This window comes from Streptomyces sp. NRRL WC-3605, assembly GCF_001509795.1.
Taxonomy (GTDB): domain Bacteria; phylum Actinomycetota; class Actinomycetes; order Streptomycetales; family Streptomycetaceae; genus Streptomyces; species Streptomyces viridochromogenes.
On the sequence record NZ_LLZN01000053.1, the window covers coordinates 30,539 to 46,600 of the forward strand.

Consider the following 16,062-nt stretch of genomic DNA (forward strand, 5'->3'; position numbering starts at 1 on the left):
CAGGAAAAACACGCAGCTGAGGAATGCGCGCGACGTTCGCGTCAGGCAGCTGATCAGATCACAGCGGAGAGCATCACCTATTGCTCTGATCTGCTCGACGACTTCCTGAGAACCATCGGCCGGATGGAGCGTGAATATCTGCGGGCGGCACGCGAAGGGGAGGGGTCGTAGAAGATGAGGACCGACTATGAGCCGGTAGGCGAGCCGCCTCATTACACCCAGCAGCTCGATATGCAGAACCTCTGGCAGCCGCCGGACGGGGGCATGTCGCCGGAGGCCTGGGACCTGGACGAGGAGCTGGCCCAGATGCTGAGCGCCGCCCGCGCCCCGGACCCCGTCCCGCCCCGCCAGGAGGCCGACCGCCGGCCGGCGCCCCGCCCGGTGCACCGCAAGCGGCCCCAGCCCGGCGCGCACTCGCTCACCAAGAACCCGAAGGTTCTCACCGTCTCGATCCTGGTCGTCCTCATCACCCTGTGCGCGGTGACGATGCTCACCTGGTCCATCTCGTACTCGTACGACCAGCTGCGGACGATCGCGCTGCTCGTGGTGGCGCCCAGGCTGGCCCACTGGTGGCCGCTGACGGTCTACGGTCCGTGGCTGCTGGCGGGGCTCTCCATCCTGCGGGCGTCGGTCCAGCGCCGGACCGCCCGTAAGTCCTGGGCCGTCATGCTGATCGCCTCCGGCACCGCCGTGGCGCTGTGCATCGGGCAGTCCGCGCACTCGCTGCTGGCGATGGTGGTCGTGGGCATCCCGCCGATCACCGCCCTGGTCTGCTTCCGCGAGCTCATCGGGCAGTTCTCGTCCCGCCCCGGCCCCCGGCACGCCGCCGACGCGGTGGGCGCCCCCAAGCAGCCGAAGCCGTAGGCCGCCGCCGGGGGCCCCGGAAACCGGTCCGCCGGACCTCAGGGCCGGTACGGCTGCTGCGGCTGTCCGTACGCCTGCTGACCGGGGTCCCCGGGGGTGGCCTGCGCCAGGAGCTGGTCGGCCTGCTCCCTGGTGATCTGCTGCTCGGCGGCGCAGAACGTGCACTGCGTCGCGTACTTGGTCGAGAAGGGGAACAGCGGCACGAAGAACAGCGTGAACTTCGTGACGCGTTTGCGCAGGGTGTGGGCCGAGGGGTTGCCGCACCGGCCGCACACCAGCGTCAGTATGGCGAGCTGGTAGAGGTAGCCCTTGGTGCCGAAGATGATCACGCGACGGTTCCTTCCGATCAGGTGCCGTCCTCCAGCGTGCCCCACGACGAAGCCCCCTGTCCCGTGCGGGTCCAGGGGGCTTCGTCGTGCGGCCCGGGAAGCGGCTGCTTCGCCGAAGCGGCTACTTCGCCGGGGCCGGCTCCGGCTCGTTCTCGGCTCCGGCCTCGCCCGCGGGCGGCTCGTCGTCCGTCACCGGCGTCTTGACCGACTCCAGCAGCAGCTGGGCGACGTCGACGACCTGGATGGACTCCTTGGCCTTGCCCTCGTTCTTCTTGCCGTTGACCGAGTCGGTCAGCATGACGAGGCAGAACGGGCAGGCGGTGGAGACGATGTCCGGGTTGGTGGAGAGGGCCTCGTCGACGCGCTCGTTGTTGATGCGCTTGCCGATCCGCTCCTCCATCCACATCCGGGCACCACCGGCGCCGCAGCAGAAGCCGCGCTCCTTGTGGCGGTGCATCTCCTCGTTGCGCAGACCGGGGACGCTGGCGATGATCTCGCGCGGGGGCGTGTAGATCTTGTTGTGCCGGCCCAGGTAGCACGGGTCGTGGTAGGTGATGATGCCCTCGACCGGAGTGACCGGGATCAGCTTGCCCTCGTCCACCAGGTGCTGGAGCAGCTGGGTGTGGTGGACGACCTCGTAGTCGCCGCCGATCTGCGGGTACTCGTTGCCGATCGTGTTGAGGCAGTGCGGGCAGGTGGCGACGATCTTCTTCGCCGACTTGGGCTTCCTCGACTCGGGCGTCACGTTGCCCTCGTCGTCCATCTCTTCGCCGAACGCCATGTTCAGGGCCATGACGTTCTCCATGCCGAGCTCCTGGAACAGGGGCTCGTTGCCGAGGCGGCGGGCGGAGTCACCGGTGCACTTCTCGTCGCCGCCCATGATGGCGAACTTGACGCCCGCCATGTGCAGCAGCTCGGCGAAGGCCTTGGTGGTCTTCTTGGCCCGGTCCTCCAGGGCGCCGGCGCAGCCGACCCAGTACAGGTACTCGACCTCGGTGAGGTCCTCGATGTCCTTGCCGACGACCGGGACCTCGAAGTCGACCTCCTTGAGCCACTCCAGGCGCTGCTTCTTCGCCAGGCCCCAGGGGTTGCCCTTCTTCTCCAGGTTCTTGAGCATCGTGCCCGCCTCGGACGGGAACGCGGACTCGATCATCACCTGGTAGCGGCGCATGTCGACGATGTGGTCGATGTGCTCGATGTCGACCGGGCACTGCTCGACGCAGGCGCCGCAGGTGGTGCAGGACCACAGGACGTCCGGGTCGATGACGCCGTTCTCCTCGGCGGTGCCGATCAGCGGGCGCTCGGCCTCCGCCAGCGCGGCCGCCGGGACGTCCTTGAGCTGCTCCTCGGAGGCCTTCTCCTCGCCCTCCATGGTCTTGCCGCCGCCCGCGAGCAGGTAGGGCGCCTTGGCGTGCGCGTGGTCGCGCAGCGACATGATCAGCAGCTTCGGGGAGAGCGGCTTGCCGGTGTTCCAGGCGGGGCACTGCGACTGGCAGCGGCCGCACTCGGTGCAGGTGGAGAAGTCCAGCAGGCCCTTCCAGGAGAACTGCTCGACCTGGGAGACGCCGAAGACGTCGTCCTCGCCGGGGTCGCCGAAGTCGATCGGCTTGCCGCCGGACGTCATCGCGGGCAGGGCGCCGAGCGCGGTCTCACCGGTGGCGTTGCGCTTGAACCAGATGTTCGGGAACGCCAGGAAGCGGTGCCAGGCGACACCCATGTTGGTGTTCAGCGAGACGACGATCATCCACACGAAGGACGTGCCGATCTTGATCATCGCGACGAAGTAGACGAGGTTCTGCAGCGCGGTGACGCTCAGGCCCTTGAAGGCGAGCACCAGCGGGTACGAGGCGAAGTACCCGGCCTCGTAGCCGTCGACGTGGTGTAGCGCGCCCTCCAGGCCCCGCAGGACGTAGATGGCGAGGCCGATGGTGAGGATGACGTACTCGACGAAGTACGCCTGGCCCGCCTTGGAGCCGGCGAAGCGGGACTTGCGGCCCGGACGGGACGGCAGGCTCAGCAGCCGGATCACGATGAGCACGGCGATGCCGAGGATCGTCATCAGGCCGATGAACTCGATGTACATCTCGAACGGCAGGAACTCACCGATGACCGGCAGCGTCCAGTCGGCCTGGAAGAGCTGCCCGAACGCCTGGGCGAGGGTGGGCGGGAGCGTCAGGAAGCCGACCGCGACGAACCAGTGGGCGACGCCGACGATGCCCCAGCGGTTCATCCGGGTGTGGCCGAGGAACTCCTTCACGAGCGTGACGCTGCGCGCGTAGGGGTTGTCGGTGCGGCTGCCGGCCGGCACCGGCTGGCCGAGCTTGAAGTACCGGACGAACTGGCCGATGGCGCGTGCGAGCAGCGCAACGCCGACCACGGTCAGCACCAGCGACACGATGATCGCGGCGAGTTGCATTTCGGGGCTCCTCGGGCCTGCGAGGGGGTGGTTCGAGGGGGTCCCTCGACATGACTGGCGACATTACTAAGCGGTAACTTATGCAGTCCTCTGAGACTACCCGCATCCTCTGTCGCACTGTAGTCAGGGGTGGGGTGATCTGGGTCGCTGAGGCTTGCCTTAAGAACCGATCGTGTTATTCATCCCGAAATGGTATATACGGCACTAATCTGACTCCGTGCTCTACGGGATCACCGCCGCCACCACCGCCCTGCTGGTCACCGCCCTGCTGGCGGCGCTGCTCCGTCTGCCCGCTCTGCGGTTCGGCATTCTCGACCGGCGCCGGCAGCGCCCGCTGCCCCTGCTCGGCGGGGTGGCGGTCGCCCTGGTGACCTGCCTGGTCGCCGCCGCCGGCGAATGGACCGGATACGCCCCGCTGGGTTCGGAGATCATGCGGCTGCTGGTCGCCGCGGGCGCCGTCGCCCTGCTCGGCCTCGTCGCCGACGTACGGCGGGTCAAGGCGCGGTTCCTGGCCGGCGGCACGGCCGTCGCGGCGGCCTGCGTGGTGCCGTACGGCGACACCGGGTTCCTGCTCGCGGTGCCGGCCGTCGCCTGGATCGTCCTGGTCTCCGTCGCCTTCAAGGCGCTGGACCACGCGGACGCGCTGGCCGGCACGGTCGGGGTGCTCACCGCCTTCGGGGTCGGCGTCTGCGCGGCGGCCGAGGTCATGGACGAGCTGGCGGTGCTGCTGAGCGTGCTGGCCGCCGCCCTGACCGGCTTCCTGCTGCCGAACTGGCACCCGGCGCGGATCGGGCTCGGTGCGACCGGCTCGCTGTTCGTCGGGTTCGTCCTGGCCTCGTCGCTGGTGATCACCCGGGCCGGGCACGACCCGGCCGTCAGCGGCGGGGTCCTCTACGCCCTCTCCGCGCTCGCCGTCACCGACGTGGCCCTGGTCGCCGTCTCCCGCCGGCTGGCCGGACGGCCGCTGCTGCGGGGCGCGCCGGACCATCTGGCCCACCGGCTGCGCCGCGTCGGTCTCACCCCGCAGGGCGCGACCGTCGCGCTGGGCGCCGCTGCCCTGCCCGGGGTCGTCGTCGGGGTCCTGGTGCACCTGGGCCGGCTCGGCGGGACGGCGGTGTGGTGGGTGGGGGCGGGCTCGGCCCTCGTCGTCCTCGGCCTCCTGCACATCAAGCCCTACGGCCCCAGGCGTCAACCGCGCGTGCCGGTGCAGGACTCCGTCCGTGCCTCCCGGCGTATGGAATCGTCGCAGGTAGGCGCGCGGTTGCGTGTAAGGAACGGATAAGACTTGAGTGAGGTCGACTCAGCTCTGTTGACCCGTCGCGCGCCGTCATGCACACTTGAGTCCGTTCCACTCAAGTCAGCTGGAGGAATCAACCATGGCACGTGCGGTCGGCATCGACCTGGGCACGACTAACTCCGTCGTCAGCGTTCTGGAGGGCGGCGAGCCCACCGTCATCACCAACGCCGAGGGTGCCAGGACCACGCCGTCCGTCGTCGCCTTCGCCAAGAACGGCGAGGTGCTGGTCGGCGAGGTGGCCAAGCGCCAGGCGGTGACCAACGTGGACCGGACCATCCGGTCCGTGAAGCGTCACATGGGCACCGACTGGAAGACGGAGCTGGACGGGAAGCCCTTCAATCCGCAGCAGATGTCCGCCTTCATCCTGCAGAAGCTGAAGCGGGACGCGGAGTCCTACCTGGGCGAGAAGGTCACGGACGCGGTCATCACCGTCCCGGCCTACTTCAACGACTCCGAGCGCCAGGCGACGAAGGAGGCCGGCGAGATCGCCGGTCTGAACGTCCTGCGCATCGTCAACGAGCCCACCGCGGCGGCGCTCGCGTACGGCCTCGACAAGGACGACCAGACGATCCTCGTCTTCGACCTCGGTGGCGGCACCTTCGACGTGTCCCTCCTGGAGATCGGCGACGGCGTCGTCGAGGTGAAGGCCACCAACGGTGACAACCACCTCGGTGGTGACGACTGGGACCAGCGCGTCGTCGACTACCTGGTCAAGCAGTTCCAGTCCGGTCACGGCGTGGACCTGTCCAAGGACAAGATGGCCCTCCAGCGCCTGCGCGAGGCGGCGGAGAAGGCCAAGATCGAGCTGTCCTCGTCCACCGAGACCTCGATCAACCTGCCCTACATCACCGCCTCCGCGGAAGGCCCCCTGCACCTGGACGAGAAGCTCACCCGGGCTCAGTTCCAGCAGCTGACGGCCGACCTGCTGGAGCGCTGCAAGACCCCGTTCTTCAACGTCATGAAGGACGCCGGCGTCTCCATCAACGAGATCGACCACGTCGTCCTCGTCGGTGGCTCCACCCGTATGCCCGCCGTCGCCGAGCTCGTCAAGGAGCTGACCGGCGGCAAGGAGGCCAACAAGGGCGTGAACCCGGACGAGGTCGTCGCCATCGGCGCCTCGCTCCAGGCCGGTGTCCTCAAGGGTGAGGTCAAGGACGTCCTGCTCCTCGACGTGACCCCGCTGTCCCTCGGTATCGAGACCAAGGGCGGCATCATGACCAAGCTCATCGAGCGCAACACCACGATCCCGACCAAGCGGTCCGAGATCTTCACGACGGCCGAGGACAACCAGCCGTCCGTGCAGATCCAGGTCTACCAGGGCGAGCGCGAGATCGCGGCGTACAACAAGAAGCTCGGGATGTTCGAGCTGACCGGTCTGCCCCCGGCGCCCCGCGGCGTCCCGCAGATCGAGGTGTCCTTCGACATCGACGCCAACGGCATCATGCACGTGACCGCCAAGGACCTGGGCACGGGCAAGGAGCAGAAGATGACCGTCACCGGCGGCTCCTCGCTGCCGAAGGACGAGGTCAACCGGATGCGCGAAGAGGCCGAGAAGTACGCGGAGGAGGACCACGCCCGCCGCGAGGCCGCCGAGACCCGCAACCAGGGCGAGCAGCTCGTCTACCAGACGGAGAAGTTCCTCAAGGACAACGAGGACAAGGTCCCGGCCGAGGTCAAGACCGAGGTCGAGTCCGCCGTCGAGGAGCTGAAGACCGCGCTCAAGGGCGAGGACACCGCGCAGATCCGCACGGCCACCGAGAAGGTCGCCGCGGTCTCCCAGAAGGTCGGCCAGGCCATGTACGCCGACGCCCAGGCCGCCGGTGCCGGCGCCGAGGGTGCCGAGGCCGGTGGCGCGAAGGCCGCCGACGACGACGTGGTGGACGCCGAGATCGTGGACGACGAGCGCAAGGACGGTGCGGCGTAATGACGGAGGAGACCCCGGGCTTCGACGAGAAGCCCGACGTCCCCTCCGGCGCCACCCCTGACGACGCCGAGCCGAAGGCCGCGACCTCGCAGAACAGCGAGGGGACGGCCCCGGCCGGGGACGGACACGCAGACCCGGGTCTGGTGGCCCAGCTGGACCAGGTGCGCACCGCGCTCGGCGAGCGCACCGCGGACCTCCAGCGCCTCCAGGCCGAGTACCAGAACTACCGCCGCCGCGTGGAGCGGGACCGGATCACGGTCAAGGAGATCGCCGTCGCGAACCTCCTGACCGAGCTCCTTCCCGTGCTCGACGACATCGGCCGCGCGCGGGAGCACGGCGAGCTCGTCGGCGGATTCAAGTCCGTCGCGGAGTCGCTGGAGACCGTCGCGGCGAAGATGGGCCTCCAGCAGTTCGGCAAGGAGGGCGAGCCCTTCGACCCGACGATCCACGAGGCGCTGATGCACAGCTACGCGCCTGACGTCACCGAGACGACCTGCGTCGCGATCCTCCAGCCGGGGTACCGCATCGGCGAGCGCACCATCCGCCCCGCGCGGGTGGCCGTCGCCGAGCCCCAGCCGGGCGCGCAGACCGTCAAGGAGGAGTCCGCGGAGGCGGCCGACGACAAGGAGAGCGGTGGCCCGGACGAGGGCTGACGTTGAACCCATGAGGAAGGAGGGACGTCGAGGATGAGCACCAAGGACTTCATCGAGAAGGACTACTACAAGGTCCTCGGCGTCCCCAAGGACGCCACCGAGGCCGAGATCAAGAAGGCGTACCGGAAGCTCGCCCGCGAGTTCCACCCGGACGCCAACAAGGGCAACGTCAAGGCGGAGGAGCGGTTCAAGGAGATCTCCGAGGCGAACGACGTCCTCGGCGACCCCAAGAAGCGCAAGGAGTACGACGAGGCCCGCGCCCTGTTCGGCAACGGCGGCTTCCGCCCCGGCCCGGGCGGTGCGGGCGGCTCCTTCAACTTCGACCTGGGCGACCTCTTCGGAGGCGCCCAGGGCGGCCAGGGTGGAGCCGGCGGCTTCGGCGGCGGGCTGGGTGACGTCTTCGGGGGCCTGTTCAACCGCGGCGGCACGGGCACGACCCGGACCCAGCCGCGGCGCGGCCAGGACATCGACACCGAGGTCAGCCTCAGCTTCACCGAGGCGATCGAGGGCGCGACGGTCCCCCTGCGGATGTCCTCCCAGTCGCCGTGCAAGGCGTGTGCGGGCACCGGCGACAAGAACGGCACACCGCGCGTGTGCCCGACCTGCGTCGGCACCGGCCAGGTGGCCCGCGGCTCGGGCGGCGGCTTCTCGCTGACCGACCCGTGCCCGGACTGCAAGGGCCGCGGCCTCATCGCCGAGCACCCCTGCGCGGAGTGCAAGGGCAGCGGCCGGGCCAAGTCGTCCCGGACGATGCAGGTCCGCATCCCCGCCGGGGTGTCCGACGGGCAGCGCATCCGGCTGCGCGGCAAGGGCGCGCCCGGCGAGCGGGGCGGCCCCGCCGGCGACCTGTACGTCACCGTCCACGTCGACACGCACCCGGTCTTCGGGCGCAAGGACGACAACCTGACGGTGACCGTCCCCGTGACCTTCGCGGAGGCGGCGCTCGGCGGGGAGGTCAGGGTACCGACCCTGGGCGGACCCGCCGTGACCCTGAAGCTGCCGCCGGGCACGCCCAACGGCCGCACCATGCGGGCGCGGGGCAAGGGCGCGGTCCGCAAGGACGGCACCCGCGGGGACCTCCTGGTCACCGTCGAGGTGAGTGTCCCGAAGGACGTGACGGGGAAGGCTCGTGAAGCGCTGGAGGCGTATCGCGAGGCGACCGCGGGCGAGGACCCGCGGGCGGAGCTGTTCCAGGCCGCGAAGGGAGCATGAGTCAGATGGACGGTCGTCGGCGCAACCCGTATGAACTGACCGAGGAGACCCCGGTCTACGTCATCTCGGTGGCGGCCCAGCTGTCCGGCCTGCACCCGCAGACCCTCCGTCAGTACGACCGCCTCGGCCTGGTCTCCCCGGACCGCACGCCCGGGCGGGGCCGGCGCTACTCGGCCCGCGACATCGAACTGCTCCGGCAGGTGCAGCAGCTGTCGCAGGACGAGGGCATCAACCTGGCCGGCATCAAGCGCATCATCGAACTGGAGAACCAGGTCGCCGCGCTCCAGTCCCGCGTCGCCGAACTGCAGGCGGCCCTGGACGGAGCGGCGGCGGCGATGCAGCAGCGCGAGGCGGCGGTGCACGCCTCGTACCGCCGCGACCTGGTCCCGTACCAGGAGGTCCAGCAGACCAGCGCCCTGGTCGTCTGGCGCCCGAAGCGCGCCAAGGACTAGAACGCGACGCACACCACACGAAAGGGGCCCGGAGATCCTCTCCGGGCCCCTTCGTGTGGGCTACGGCGTCACTCGTTCCGTCCGGTCCGTTCTCGGGCGGTCACTGGGCGGGGGCCGTGATGGCGTAGTCGCCCGTGGGGAGGGACTCCGTGCCGTCGGCGGCGACGGCGGTGACCCAGTAGTAGGACGTCGTGCCGCGCGCGGCGCCGGTGTCGAAGTACTCCGTGGCGCCCGGTGCGGCGTCGTCGATGCGCTCGTAGGCCGAGGTGCCGGGGTTCCAGCGGTAGATGCGGTACCCGGCCGCCTGCTCGGGGGCGTCCTCGCCGAGGCCGTGCCAGCTGAGCCGGTTGCCCTCGTCGCCCTCGGCGCCCGCCGCCTCGAGGGTGAGCGGGGAGCCCTCGGGCGTCTCGACGGAGGGTGTGGTGTCCAGTTCCGTCGCCACCACGATCTGGGCGTCACCGGTCCACTGGAAGGCGGAGTTGCCGGCGTCGTCGACCGCGTCGACGATGAAGCAGGACTCCTCGCCGTCCGGGAGCGTGGTGTACGCGTACGACGTCGTGTCGGCGGAGACGTAGTACCCCGGGTAGAGGGAGCACACCTTCTCCTCCTCGTCGCCCCAGAGTTCGCCCCGGCGTACGACGTAGCTCCGGAGGTCGGGCGTCGGGTTGGCGTCCCAGTGCACCTCGAAGCCGTACGCGGTCGGTGTGACGGTGACCCCGGTGACCAGCGACGGCGGCGTCTCGTCGCGGCGACGGCCGCTGATGGAGGAGGAGCGGGCCGACTCGTTGCCGGCGGCGTCCAGGGACGTGACCCGGTAGTGGTACGTGGTGCCCTCGACGGCGGTTGTGTCGAGGTAGGAGACCTGGGTGGTGGTGCCGACCCTGGTGTACGTGCCGTCGGCGCTCGCGGACCGGTAGACCCGGTACGACGTGGCCTCGGCGGCGGCCTTCCAGCCGACCCGCAGGCCCTTCTCCTCGGACGCGGTGGTCAGTTCGGTGGGCGCGGCCGGTGCGGTCCGGTCGACGGTCGTCACCGGCTGGTCCGTCGTGCCCGTGCCGACGTTGCCCGCCTTGTCCTTGGCGCGGATCTCGTAGTAGTACGTCGCGCCCGTCTTCGGGAGGGTGGTGTCCGTGTAGGAGGTGGACGTGGTCGTCGCGAGGGGTGTGGTGCCGAACGAGGCGCCCTTCAGGCGGCGATAGACGCGGTAGCCGGCGAGGTCCATCTCCTTGTTGGGGGTCCAGGTGAGTCCGGCCTTGCCGGTGGTGGTGTCGTAGGTGGCTCTGGCGCCGGTGGGGGCGAGGGGTTTGGTCGTGTCGACGGTGGTGGTGCGGGGGGTGTAGGTGAACTTCACCTTGGCGCTGCCGGTCCAGTTGACGTAGTCGACGCGCAGGGTGTGCTTGCCCGAGGGGATCGTCAGATTCAGCGTCTTGGAGACCGTGGTGGAGGTGTTCTTCCACAGGTCGATCTTGCGGGTGCCGTCGAGGCGGACGCGGATGCCGTCGAGGGCGGAGGCGGTGAGGGTAAAGGGGCCTCCGGAGCCGAAGTCGCGGGTGACGCTCCAGCGGACGCCGAAGTTGTCCTTGGGCAGTCCGCTGAGGGGTGCGCCGGACCAGCTCTGGTCGATGGCGCTGTCGCAGTCGGTCTTCTTCGGTGTCCCGGAGAACGTGGTGTTCGCGAAGAACTCCCGTTTGAAGACCGGCGACGTACAGGACACCGCCGCCGACGCGGGGGTGACCGTGGTGAGCAGGGTGCCCGCGGTGGCGAGCGCGACCGTCGTAGCGGCGGCGGCGGTCGCGCGTCTGGCTGGGTTCATTCGATCCTCTGGTCGAGTACGGGACGGCGGTGCGAGCCGTCCTGAACAGGACTCATCACGAACGGGGTTGGTTGTACGGATTCCGCTACGCCGTCCGGCAGGCCCCCGAGTGGGGTTCGGTGGAGGGGGTGTAACTGGTGATCTGCGAAGTTCCGCAATGTCTTTACATGATCGACGGAGCGTAGTGTTGCGCACTCGTTAAGTGGTTCCGCTTGACGGTGGGGGGCGTCGGCGCGTTGTCTTTTCAGACATTGGGGCGCAATGGCGCGCCCGTGTCCCGAAGGCACCAGAAGTGAGCTTCTCTATGCGTCCCTTGCGCTCTCTGCGCCGTACCGCCACCGCCGTGGCCGCCGCTTCCACGATGACCCTCGCGCTGGGCGCGTGCGGCGGACTGGGAGTCACAGGGGACAGCAGCGAGGCGAGCCCGACCAAGGGCAACGACGTCACCGTGGGCCTGCTGCTGCCGGAGACCGCGAACACCCGTTACGACAAGTTCGACTACCCCATCATCAAGGAGAAGGTCGAGAGCCTCACCAGCAAGCAGGGCAAGGTCGTCTACCGCAACGCCGACGCGGACGCGAAGAAGCAGGAGCAGCAGCTCGAGCAGCTGGTCGACGACCAGGTGGACGTCATCCTGCTGGACGCCGTGGACGCCCACGCCATCGCGAGCGGTGTGGAGAAGGCCAAGGACGCCGGTATCCCGGTCATCGCCTACGACCGCCTCGCCGAGGGCCCCATCGACGCCTACGTCTCGTTCGACAACGAACTGGTCGGCGAGGTGCAGGGCCGCTCGCTGCTGGAGGCCATGGGGGAGGTCGACTCCTCCGACAAGATCGTGATGATGAACGGGTCGCTCACCGACCCGAACGCCAAGCAGTTCAAGTCGGGCGCGCTCTCCGAGCTCAAGGGCACGGTGGACATCGCCAAGTCGTACGACACCAAGGACTGGAAGCCCGAGAACGCCCAGGCGAACATGACCGAGGCGATCAACGAGATCGGCCTCAACAACATCAAGGGCGTCTACTCCGCCAACGACGGCATGGCCGCGGGCGTCATCAAGGCCCTGGAGGCGGCGGGCGCGACCAAGCTGCCGCCCATCACCGGCCAGGACGCCGAACTGGACGCCGTGCAGCGCATCCTGAGCGGCGAGCAGTACATGAGCGTCTACAAGTCCTACCCGCACGAGGCCGAGAGCGCCGCCGAGATGGCCGTCGCCAAGGTCCAAGGCAAGGACATCCAGTTCGACTCCCTCACCCAGGACCAGGTCGACAGCCCCACCCACCAGGACATCCCGGCCCTGCTGGTCCCGGTGGCCGCCCTGACCAAGTCGAACATCGACAAGACGGTCCTGGCCGACAACATCTACAAGCTGTCCGAGATCTGCACGGCCAAGTACAAGTCCGCGTGCCAGCAGGCCGGCCTCGGCAAGTAGCCGTCCGCCGCACGATCCACCGCAGCCGCCGGGGCAGGACGCCCCGGCGGCTCTTGCGTTGTGCGAACCCGGGGCCCGGAAATCGGCCGGTGCGCGGGCCAGAGGGCCGAAAAGCCCCCATCAGCTTGTTGCAGCCCGGCGCCCCTGAGGGACGGAAATAGCGGGATACAACGGGATGTTGTGACCCGGCGCGCGGCAGGAGCCGTGTTGCGGACCACGGCCCGTCCGCGCATAGTTGCGCTGCGGAAGCGCGAGCGAACCTCACGCCCGCAGGGCCGGGCGCGGTACCGGCGCGCGAGGCGAGACCGGGGGTGGATGGAGCGATGGCCGGGCACGGGGAGCAGGAGCATCCCCATGGCGCCGACCGCCTGTGCGAGGCCGGGGACCGCGTGTACTCCCGGGCCGTACGCCGCGGAAGGGTGTCCCGCCAGGACGCGGAGCCGGTGCCCTGCCTGCTGGAGCTGGCGCTGCTGCACCCGGACCCCGACGACATGGACTGGCTGGTGCCGACGTCCCCGCAGGAGGTCATGACCCGGCTGCTGCGCGGGATGTACGACGAGGTCAGCACGGCCCAGCTGCGGATGGGCTCGGCGGTCGCGGCCTTCGAGCGGTACGCCGGACTCGCCCCGCTCCCGAGCCACGCGTCCGGCGCCGAGGGGACGGCCCTGCGCATCCTCGACGGCGACGCGCGCATCCAGGCCGCGCTGGACGAGGCCACCCAGGCGTGCACCCGCGAGGTGCTGACCGTCCAGCCCGGCGGCATCCGCCCCGAGCACGAGCTGACGGAGGGTCTGCACCGGGCGATGGCGCTGCGCGGCCGGGGCGTGCGGATGCGCGACCTGTACACGCATGTGGCCCGGCACGGGCAGGGCCTGCTCAACTACCTGGAGCTGATGGGTGACGCGGTGGAGGCCCGCACCCTGGACGAGGTCATCGACCGGCTCATCCTCTTCGACCGCACGGTGGCCTTCATCCCGGCGAACACCGACCGCACGATGGCGCTGGAGCTGCGGCACCCGGCCCTCATCAACTACTTGGTGACGGCGTTCGACCGGCTGTGGCGGCTGGCGATCCCGCTGACCGCCCCGATCCCCGACACCGGCTTCGAGGGCGTCTCGCACCGGGAGCAGTCCATCGCGGCGCTGCTCGCGGAGGGGCACCAGGACGCGGTGATCGCGGAGCGGCTGGGCATCAGCGTGCGCACCTGCCGGGCGCACATCGCCCGGCTGTCGGAGACGCTGGGCGCGGCGAGCCGTACGCAGCTCGGGGTGCGCATCGCACAGGTCGGCCTGGACCGGGCGGCCCGCGCGGCCCAGATCCCCGCCCAGCAGCCGTTCGGGGTGCCGGCCGGGCGGGACGCGGCTCAGCTGCCTCCGGGCCGGTGATCCTCGTTGAGGATGCCGGACTGGGCGATGAGGTAGCCGAGCTGGGCGCGGCTGCCGCTGCCCAGGGCGGTGGCCAGCTTGGCGATGTGGGCCCGGCAGGTGCGGACGTTCATCCCGAGCCGGCGCGCGATGGCCTCGTCGACGTGGCCCTCCACCAGGAGCTTGGCGATGGTGTGCTGGATGTCGGTGATGCCGTCTGGGGCGGTCTCGTAGGGGGCGTGCTCGCTCAGCGGGACCGCGCGGCTCCACATGAACTCGAAGACCTTGATGAGGTACCGGATGAGCCCGGGGTGCCGCAGCTCCAGGGCCACCTGCTGGTCGTCGCGGGTGGGGATGAACGCGACCGACTCGTCGCAGATGATGAGGCGCTCGACGAGCTCGTCGATCGTGCGGTACTCGACCTTGCCGTCGGAGAGCTGGGCGACGTAGGCCAGCTTGCCGGGGTTGTAGCGGACCGTGTGCTGGTAGAGGGTCCGTATGCGCACGCCGCGCTCGATGAGCGGCCGGTCGCGCTCCAGGCCCTGCAGGAGGCTGGCCTCCGAGATGCGGGTGCTGGGCTGGATGGTGAGCATCTCGGTCTGGCACTGGGCGGTGGCCAGGTTGAGGGCGGCGTTGATCCGCTCACCGCCCTCCAGGACCGTGATCGAGTGGGTGCTTCCGGTGACCTGGGTGCTGAGGTCCATGAAGGGCTGGAGGGACTCGGTCAGCTCGACCGAGAGCCGGCGCCGCGCGGCGATCTCCCGTTCGATGGGATTGAGCCGTTGGGCGAGCGCCACCGAGGCGGGGAGGGGGATCAGCCAGTTCGCGTCGTCGGGGTCCGGATAGAGCAGTGCGAACTCCATCAGACAGGGCGCGGACTCCACGTCGGTGCGGGCGATACGCCCCGCACGCAGCGCGTTCGCATAGAGACGGCTGCCTTGAGCGCACATCTCGGTCATCGCATGGGGATGTGTCGCTTTAGTCTGATTCGTTGCCAAATCTCCACCCCCCATGGTCCTGAACATGCAGGAACATGATGCACCGATCGTGTGGCCATGAAGTGCCCGAATGAGCCATCGTCTTACTCGACGGGGGAAGAGGGGACCTTCAAGTGAGGACGAAGCCGATTATGCGGAACAAAATGCTTCGCTCGATTCTTGTCGCCGCCTTCTCCGCCGTTGTGGCCGTCGGAGCCCTGAGTGGCCTTTCGGAAGCGAAGAGCGACTCGCGGGCGGACAGCAGCTGGCCGAGTGCGGCCCCGACTGTCGTGATCGCCGGGGACAGCTCCTGGCCGGTCATCGGTGCGGATGGCGGCGGCGAGCAGGAGCCGGCATGACCACCCCGCCCGACGACAGGTCATTCCGCAGGGAGATGGCGACCGCCTACCGCTCAGGGTGGCACTTCATCGACCTGGTCACCGCGATCCCCCACCCCGGTGACTCCCTGATGGTGACCGTCTTCGGCGAACCGGTGGTCGTCACGCGCGACGAGGACGAGGACGTGCGGGCGTATCGATGTCTGCGGCGGCCTCGGGGGGCGCCGCAGCCCGTGCGGTGCGCCATCCGATACGGAATGATCTTCGTCAACCTGGACCAGCGGGACCACCGTCTCGTGGAGCCGGAGGCACCGGCCCCAAGGACCATTTCAGCCACCCCCCGCAGTGCCTGACGCGATTCCCCCGTCGTAACAGATCGCTCAGGTGCTTCCCCCCGCAGCGGCGTCACCGTGACCTGAACACGGTGACGCCGCTGCAGTTTTCGGGGATATTTCCCGCTTTGCAGCGACCTCCGATGCGGCCGGAACCGGCCGGTCCGCGTCCGCGTCCAGGTCCCGTGCCTCACACGCGCCTCATCCGCGCCCCATGGCCCGCGTCAGCGCGATCTCGATGACCACCCGGTCCGGGTTCGGCGCCGGAGTCCGCCCGTACCGGACGGCGTAGCGCCGCTCGGCCTCCCGCACCCGCTCCGGCTCGCCGCTGACGTGCGCGACCCCCTCCAGCGTCGCCCAGCGCCTGCCGTCCACCTGGCAGACCGCGACCCGTGCGCCCGCGGCGCCGGCGGCGAGCACGTGTGCCACCTTCCTGCTGGACTTGTTCGTGATCACCCGAGCCAGCCGGGCCTCGGGTTCGTATGTGACACCGACGGGCACCACGTGCGGGGTGCCGTCCGGGCGGGACGTGGTCAGCGTGCACAGATGCCTCTCCTGCCAGAAGGAGAGGTACGGCGCGTCGGGCGCGCCCGGATCCTGGGGGTATGCGGCCATGGTCGGGAACCTAACGGGTACACGGCTCCCAGGCCCACCTTGAG

At 69.6% G+C, this 16,062-nt stretch carries 14 protein-coding genes; 9 read left to right on the plus strand and 5 right to left on the minus strand.

All coding sequences use genetic code 11. The features are described from left to right. Positions 1–174 precede the first annotated feature (174 nt). Positions 175–864, plus strand: a complete 690-nt coding sequence (locus ADL34_RS15765; RefSeq protein ID WP_062673582.1) for a DUF2637 domain-containing protein — start codon at positions 175–177, stop codon at positions 862–864. Positions 865–902: 38 nt separating this feature from the next. On the opposite strand, the gene ADL34_RS15770 is transcribed toward ADL34_RS15765, so the two are convergent. Both ADL34_RS15770 and ADL34_RS15775 read right to left on the minus strand, forming a co-directional pair. Next, positions 903–1,193, minus strand: coding sequence for a zinc-ribbon domain-containing protein (locus ADL34_RS15770; protein ID WP_062673584.1), 291 nt, complete (start codon positions 1,191–1,193; stop codon positions 903–905). A 121-nt stretch (positions 1,194–1,314) separates the two neighbouring features. Further along, positions 1,315–3,609, minus strand: a complete 2,295-nt coding sequence (locus tag ADL34_RS15775; RefSeq protein ID WP_062673586.1) for a (Fe-S)-binding protein — start codon at positions 3,607–3,609, stop codon at positions 1,315–1,317. Between the two features lie 217 nt (positions 3,610–3,826). On the opposite strand from ADL34_RS15775, the gene ADL34_RS15780 reads away from it, so the two are divergent. The 5 genes from ADL34_RS15780 (at position 3,827) to ADL34_RS15800 (ending at position 9,147) form a co-directional block, all read left to right on the plus strand. Next, positions 3,827–4,891: an MraY family glycosyltransferase gene (locus ADL34_RS15780; RefSeq protein WP_062673587.1), complete on the plus strand. Its 1,065-nt coding sequence runs from the start codon at positions 3,827–3,829 to the stop codon at positions 4,889–4,891. Between the two features lie 94 nt (positions 4,892–4,985). After that, positions 4,986–6,830, plus strand: a complete 1,845-nt coding sequence (gene dnaK / locus ADL34_RS15785) for a molecular chaperone DnaK (RefSeq protein WP_062673590.1) — start codon at positions 4,986–4,988, stop codon at positions 6,828–6,830. Next, entirely contained in the window at positions 6,830–7,483 is a 654-nt protein-coding gene (gene grpE / locus ADL34_RS15790; protein WP_062673592.1) for a nucleotide exchange factor GrpE, read from the plus strand. Before dnaK ends, grpE begins: the two co-directional genes overlap by 1 nt. 33 nt (positions 7,484–7,516) lie before the next feature. Next, positions 7,517–8,695: a molecular chaperone DnaJ gene (gene dnaJ / locus ADL34_RS15795; protein WP_062673594.1), complete on the plus strand. Its 1,179-nt coding sequence runs from the start codon at positions 7,517–7,519 to the stop codon at positions 8,693–8,695. 5 nt (positions 8,696–8,700) lie between these two features. Next, on the plus strand, positions 8,701–9,147 hold the full coding sequence (locus tag ADL34_RS15800) for a heat shock protein transcriptional repressor HspR (protein ID WP_062673597.1): 447 nt from the start codon (positions 8,701–8,703) through the stop codon (positions 9,145–9,147). Positions 9,148–9,247: 100 nt separating this feature from the next. Here the strand turns inward: ADL34_RS15800 and ADL34_RS15805 are convergent, their stop codons facing one another. Next, positions 9,248–10,960 (minus strand): fibronectin type III domain-containing protein, encoded by a 1,713-nt coding sequence (locus ADL34_RS15805; protein WP_062673599.1) that lies wholly within the window; start codon positions 10,958–10,960, stop codon positions 9,248–9,250. A 304-nt stretch (positions 10,961–11,264) separates the two neighbouring features. Here ADL34_RS15805 and ADL34_RS15810 point away from each other — a divergent pair, with 304 nt between their 5' ends. Then, positions 11,265–12,392, plus strand: coding sequence for a sugar ABC transporter substrate-binding protein (locus tag ADL34_RS15810; RefSeq protein WP_199835580.1), 1,128 nt, complete (start codon positions 11,265–11,267; stop codon positions 12,390–12,392). Between the two features lie 323 nt (positions 12,393–12,715). Continuing rightward, positions 12,716–13,777 (plus strand): helix-turn-helix transcriptional regulator, encoded by a 1,062-nt coding sequence (locus ADL34_RS15815; protein WP_062673600.1) that lies wholly within the window; start codon positions 12,716–12,718, stop codon positions 13,775–13,777. Here the strand turns inward: ADL34_RS15815 and ADL34_RS15820 are convergent. Further along, complete coding sequence (locus ADL34_RS15820) at positions 13,756–14,769, minus strand: helix-turn-helix transcriptional regulator (protein ID WP_079034440.1); 1,014 nt, start codon at positions 14,767–14,769, stop codon at positions 13,756–13,758. The two genes, ADL34_RS15815 and ADL34_RS15820, sit on opposite strands and share 22 nt — an antisense overlap. 319 nt (positions 14,770–15,088) lie before the next feature. Here ADL34_RS15820 and ADL34_RS15830 point away from each other — a divergent pair, with 319 nt between their 5' ends. Then, entirely contained in the window at positions 15,089–15,424 is a 336-nt protein-coding gene (locus ADL34_RS15830) for a hypothetical protein (RefSeq protein WP_062673604.1), read from the plus strand. 180 nt (positions 15,425–15,604) lie between these two features. Here the strand turns inward: ADL34_RS15830 and ADL34_RS15835 are convergent, their stop codons facing one another. After that, positions 15,605–16,018 carry a pyridoxamine 5'-phosphate oxidase family protein gene (locus tag ADL34_RS15835; RefSeq protein ID WP_062673606.1) on the minus strand — a complete coding sequence of 138 codons (414 nt, stop codon included), beginning with the start codon at positions 16,016–16,018 and terminating at the stop codon, positions 15,605–15,607. Positions 16,019–16,062: the final 44 nt, after the last annotated feature.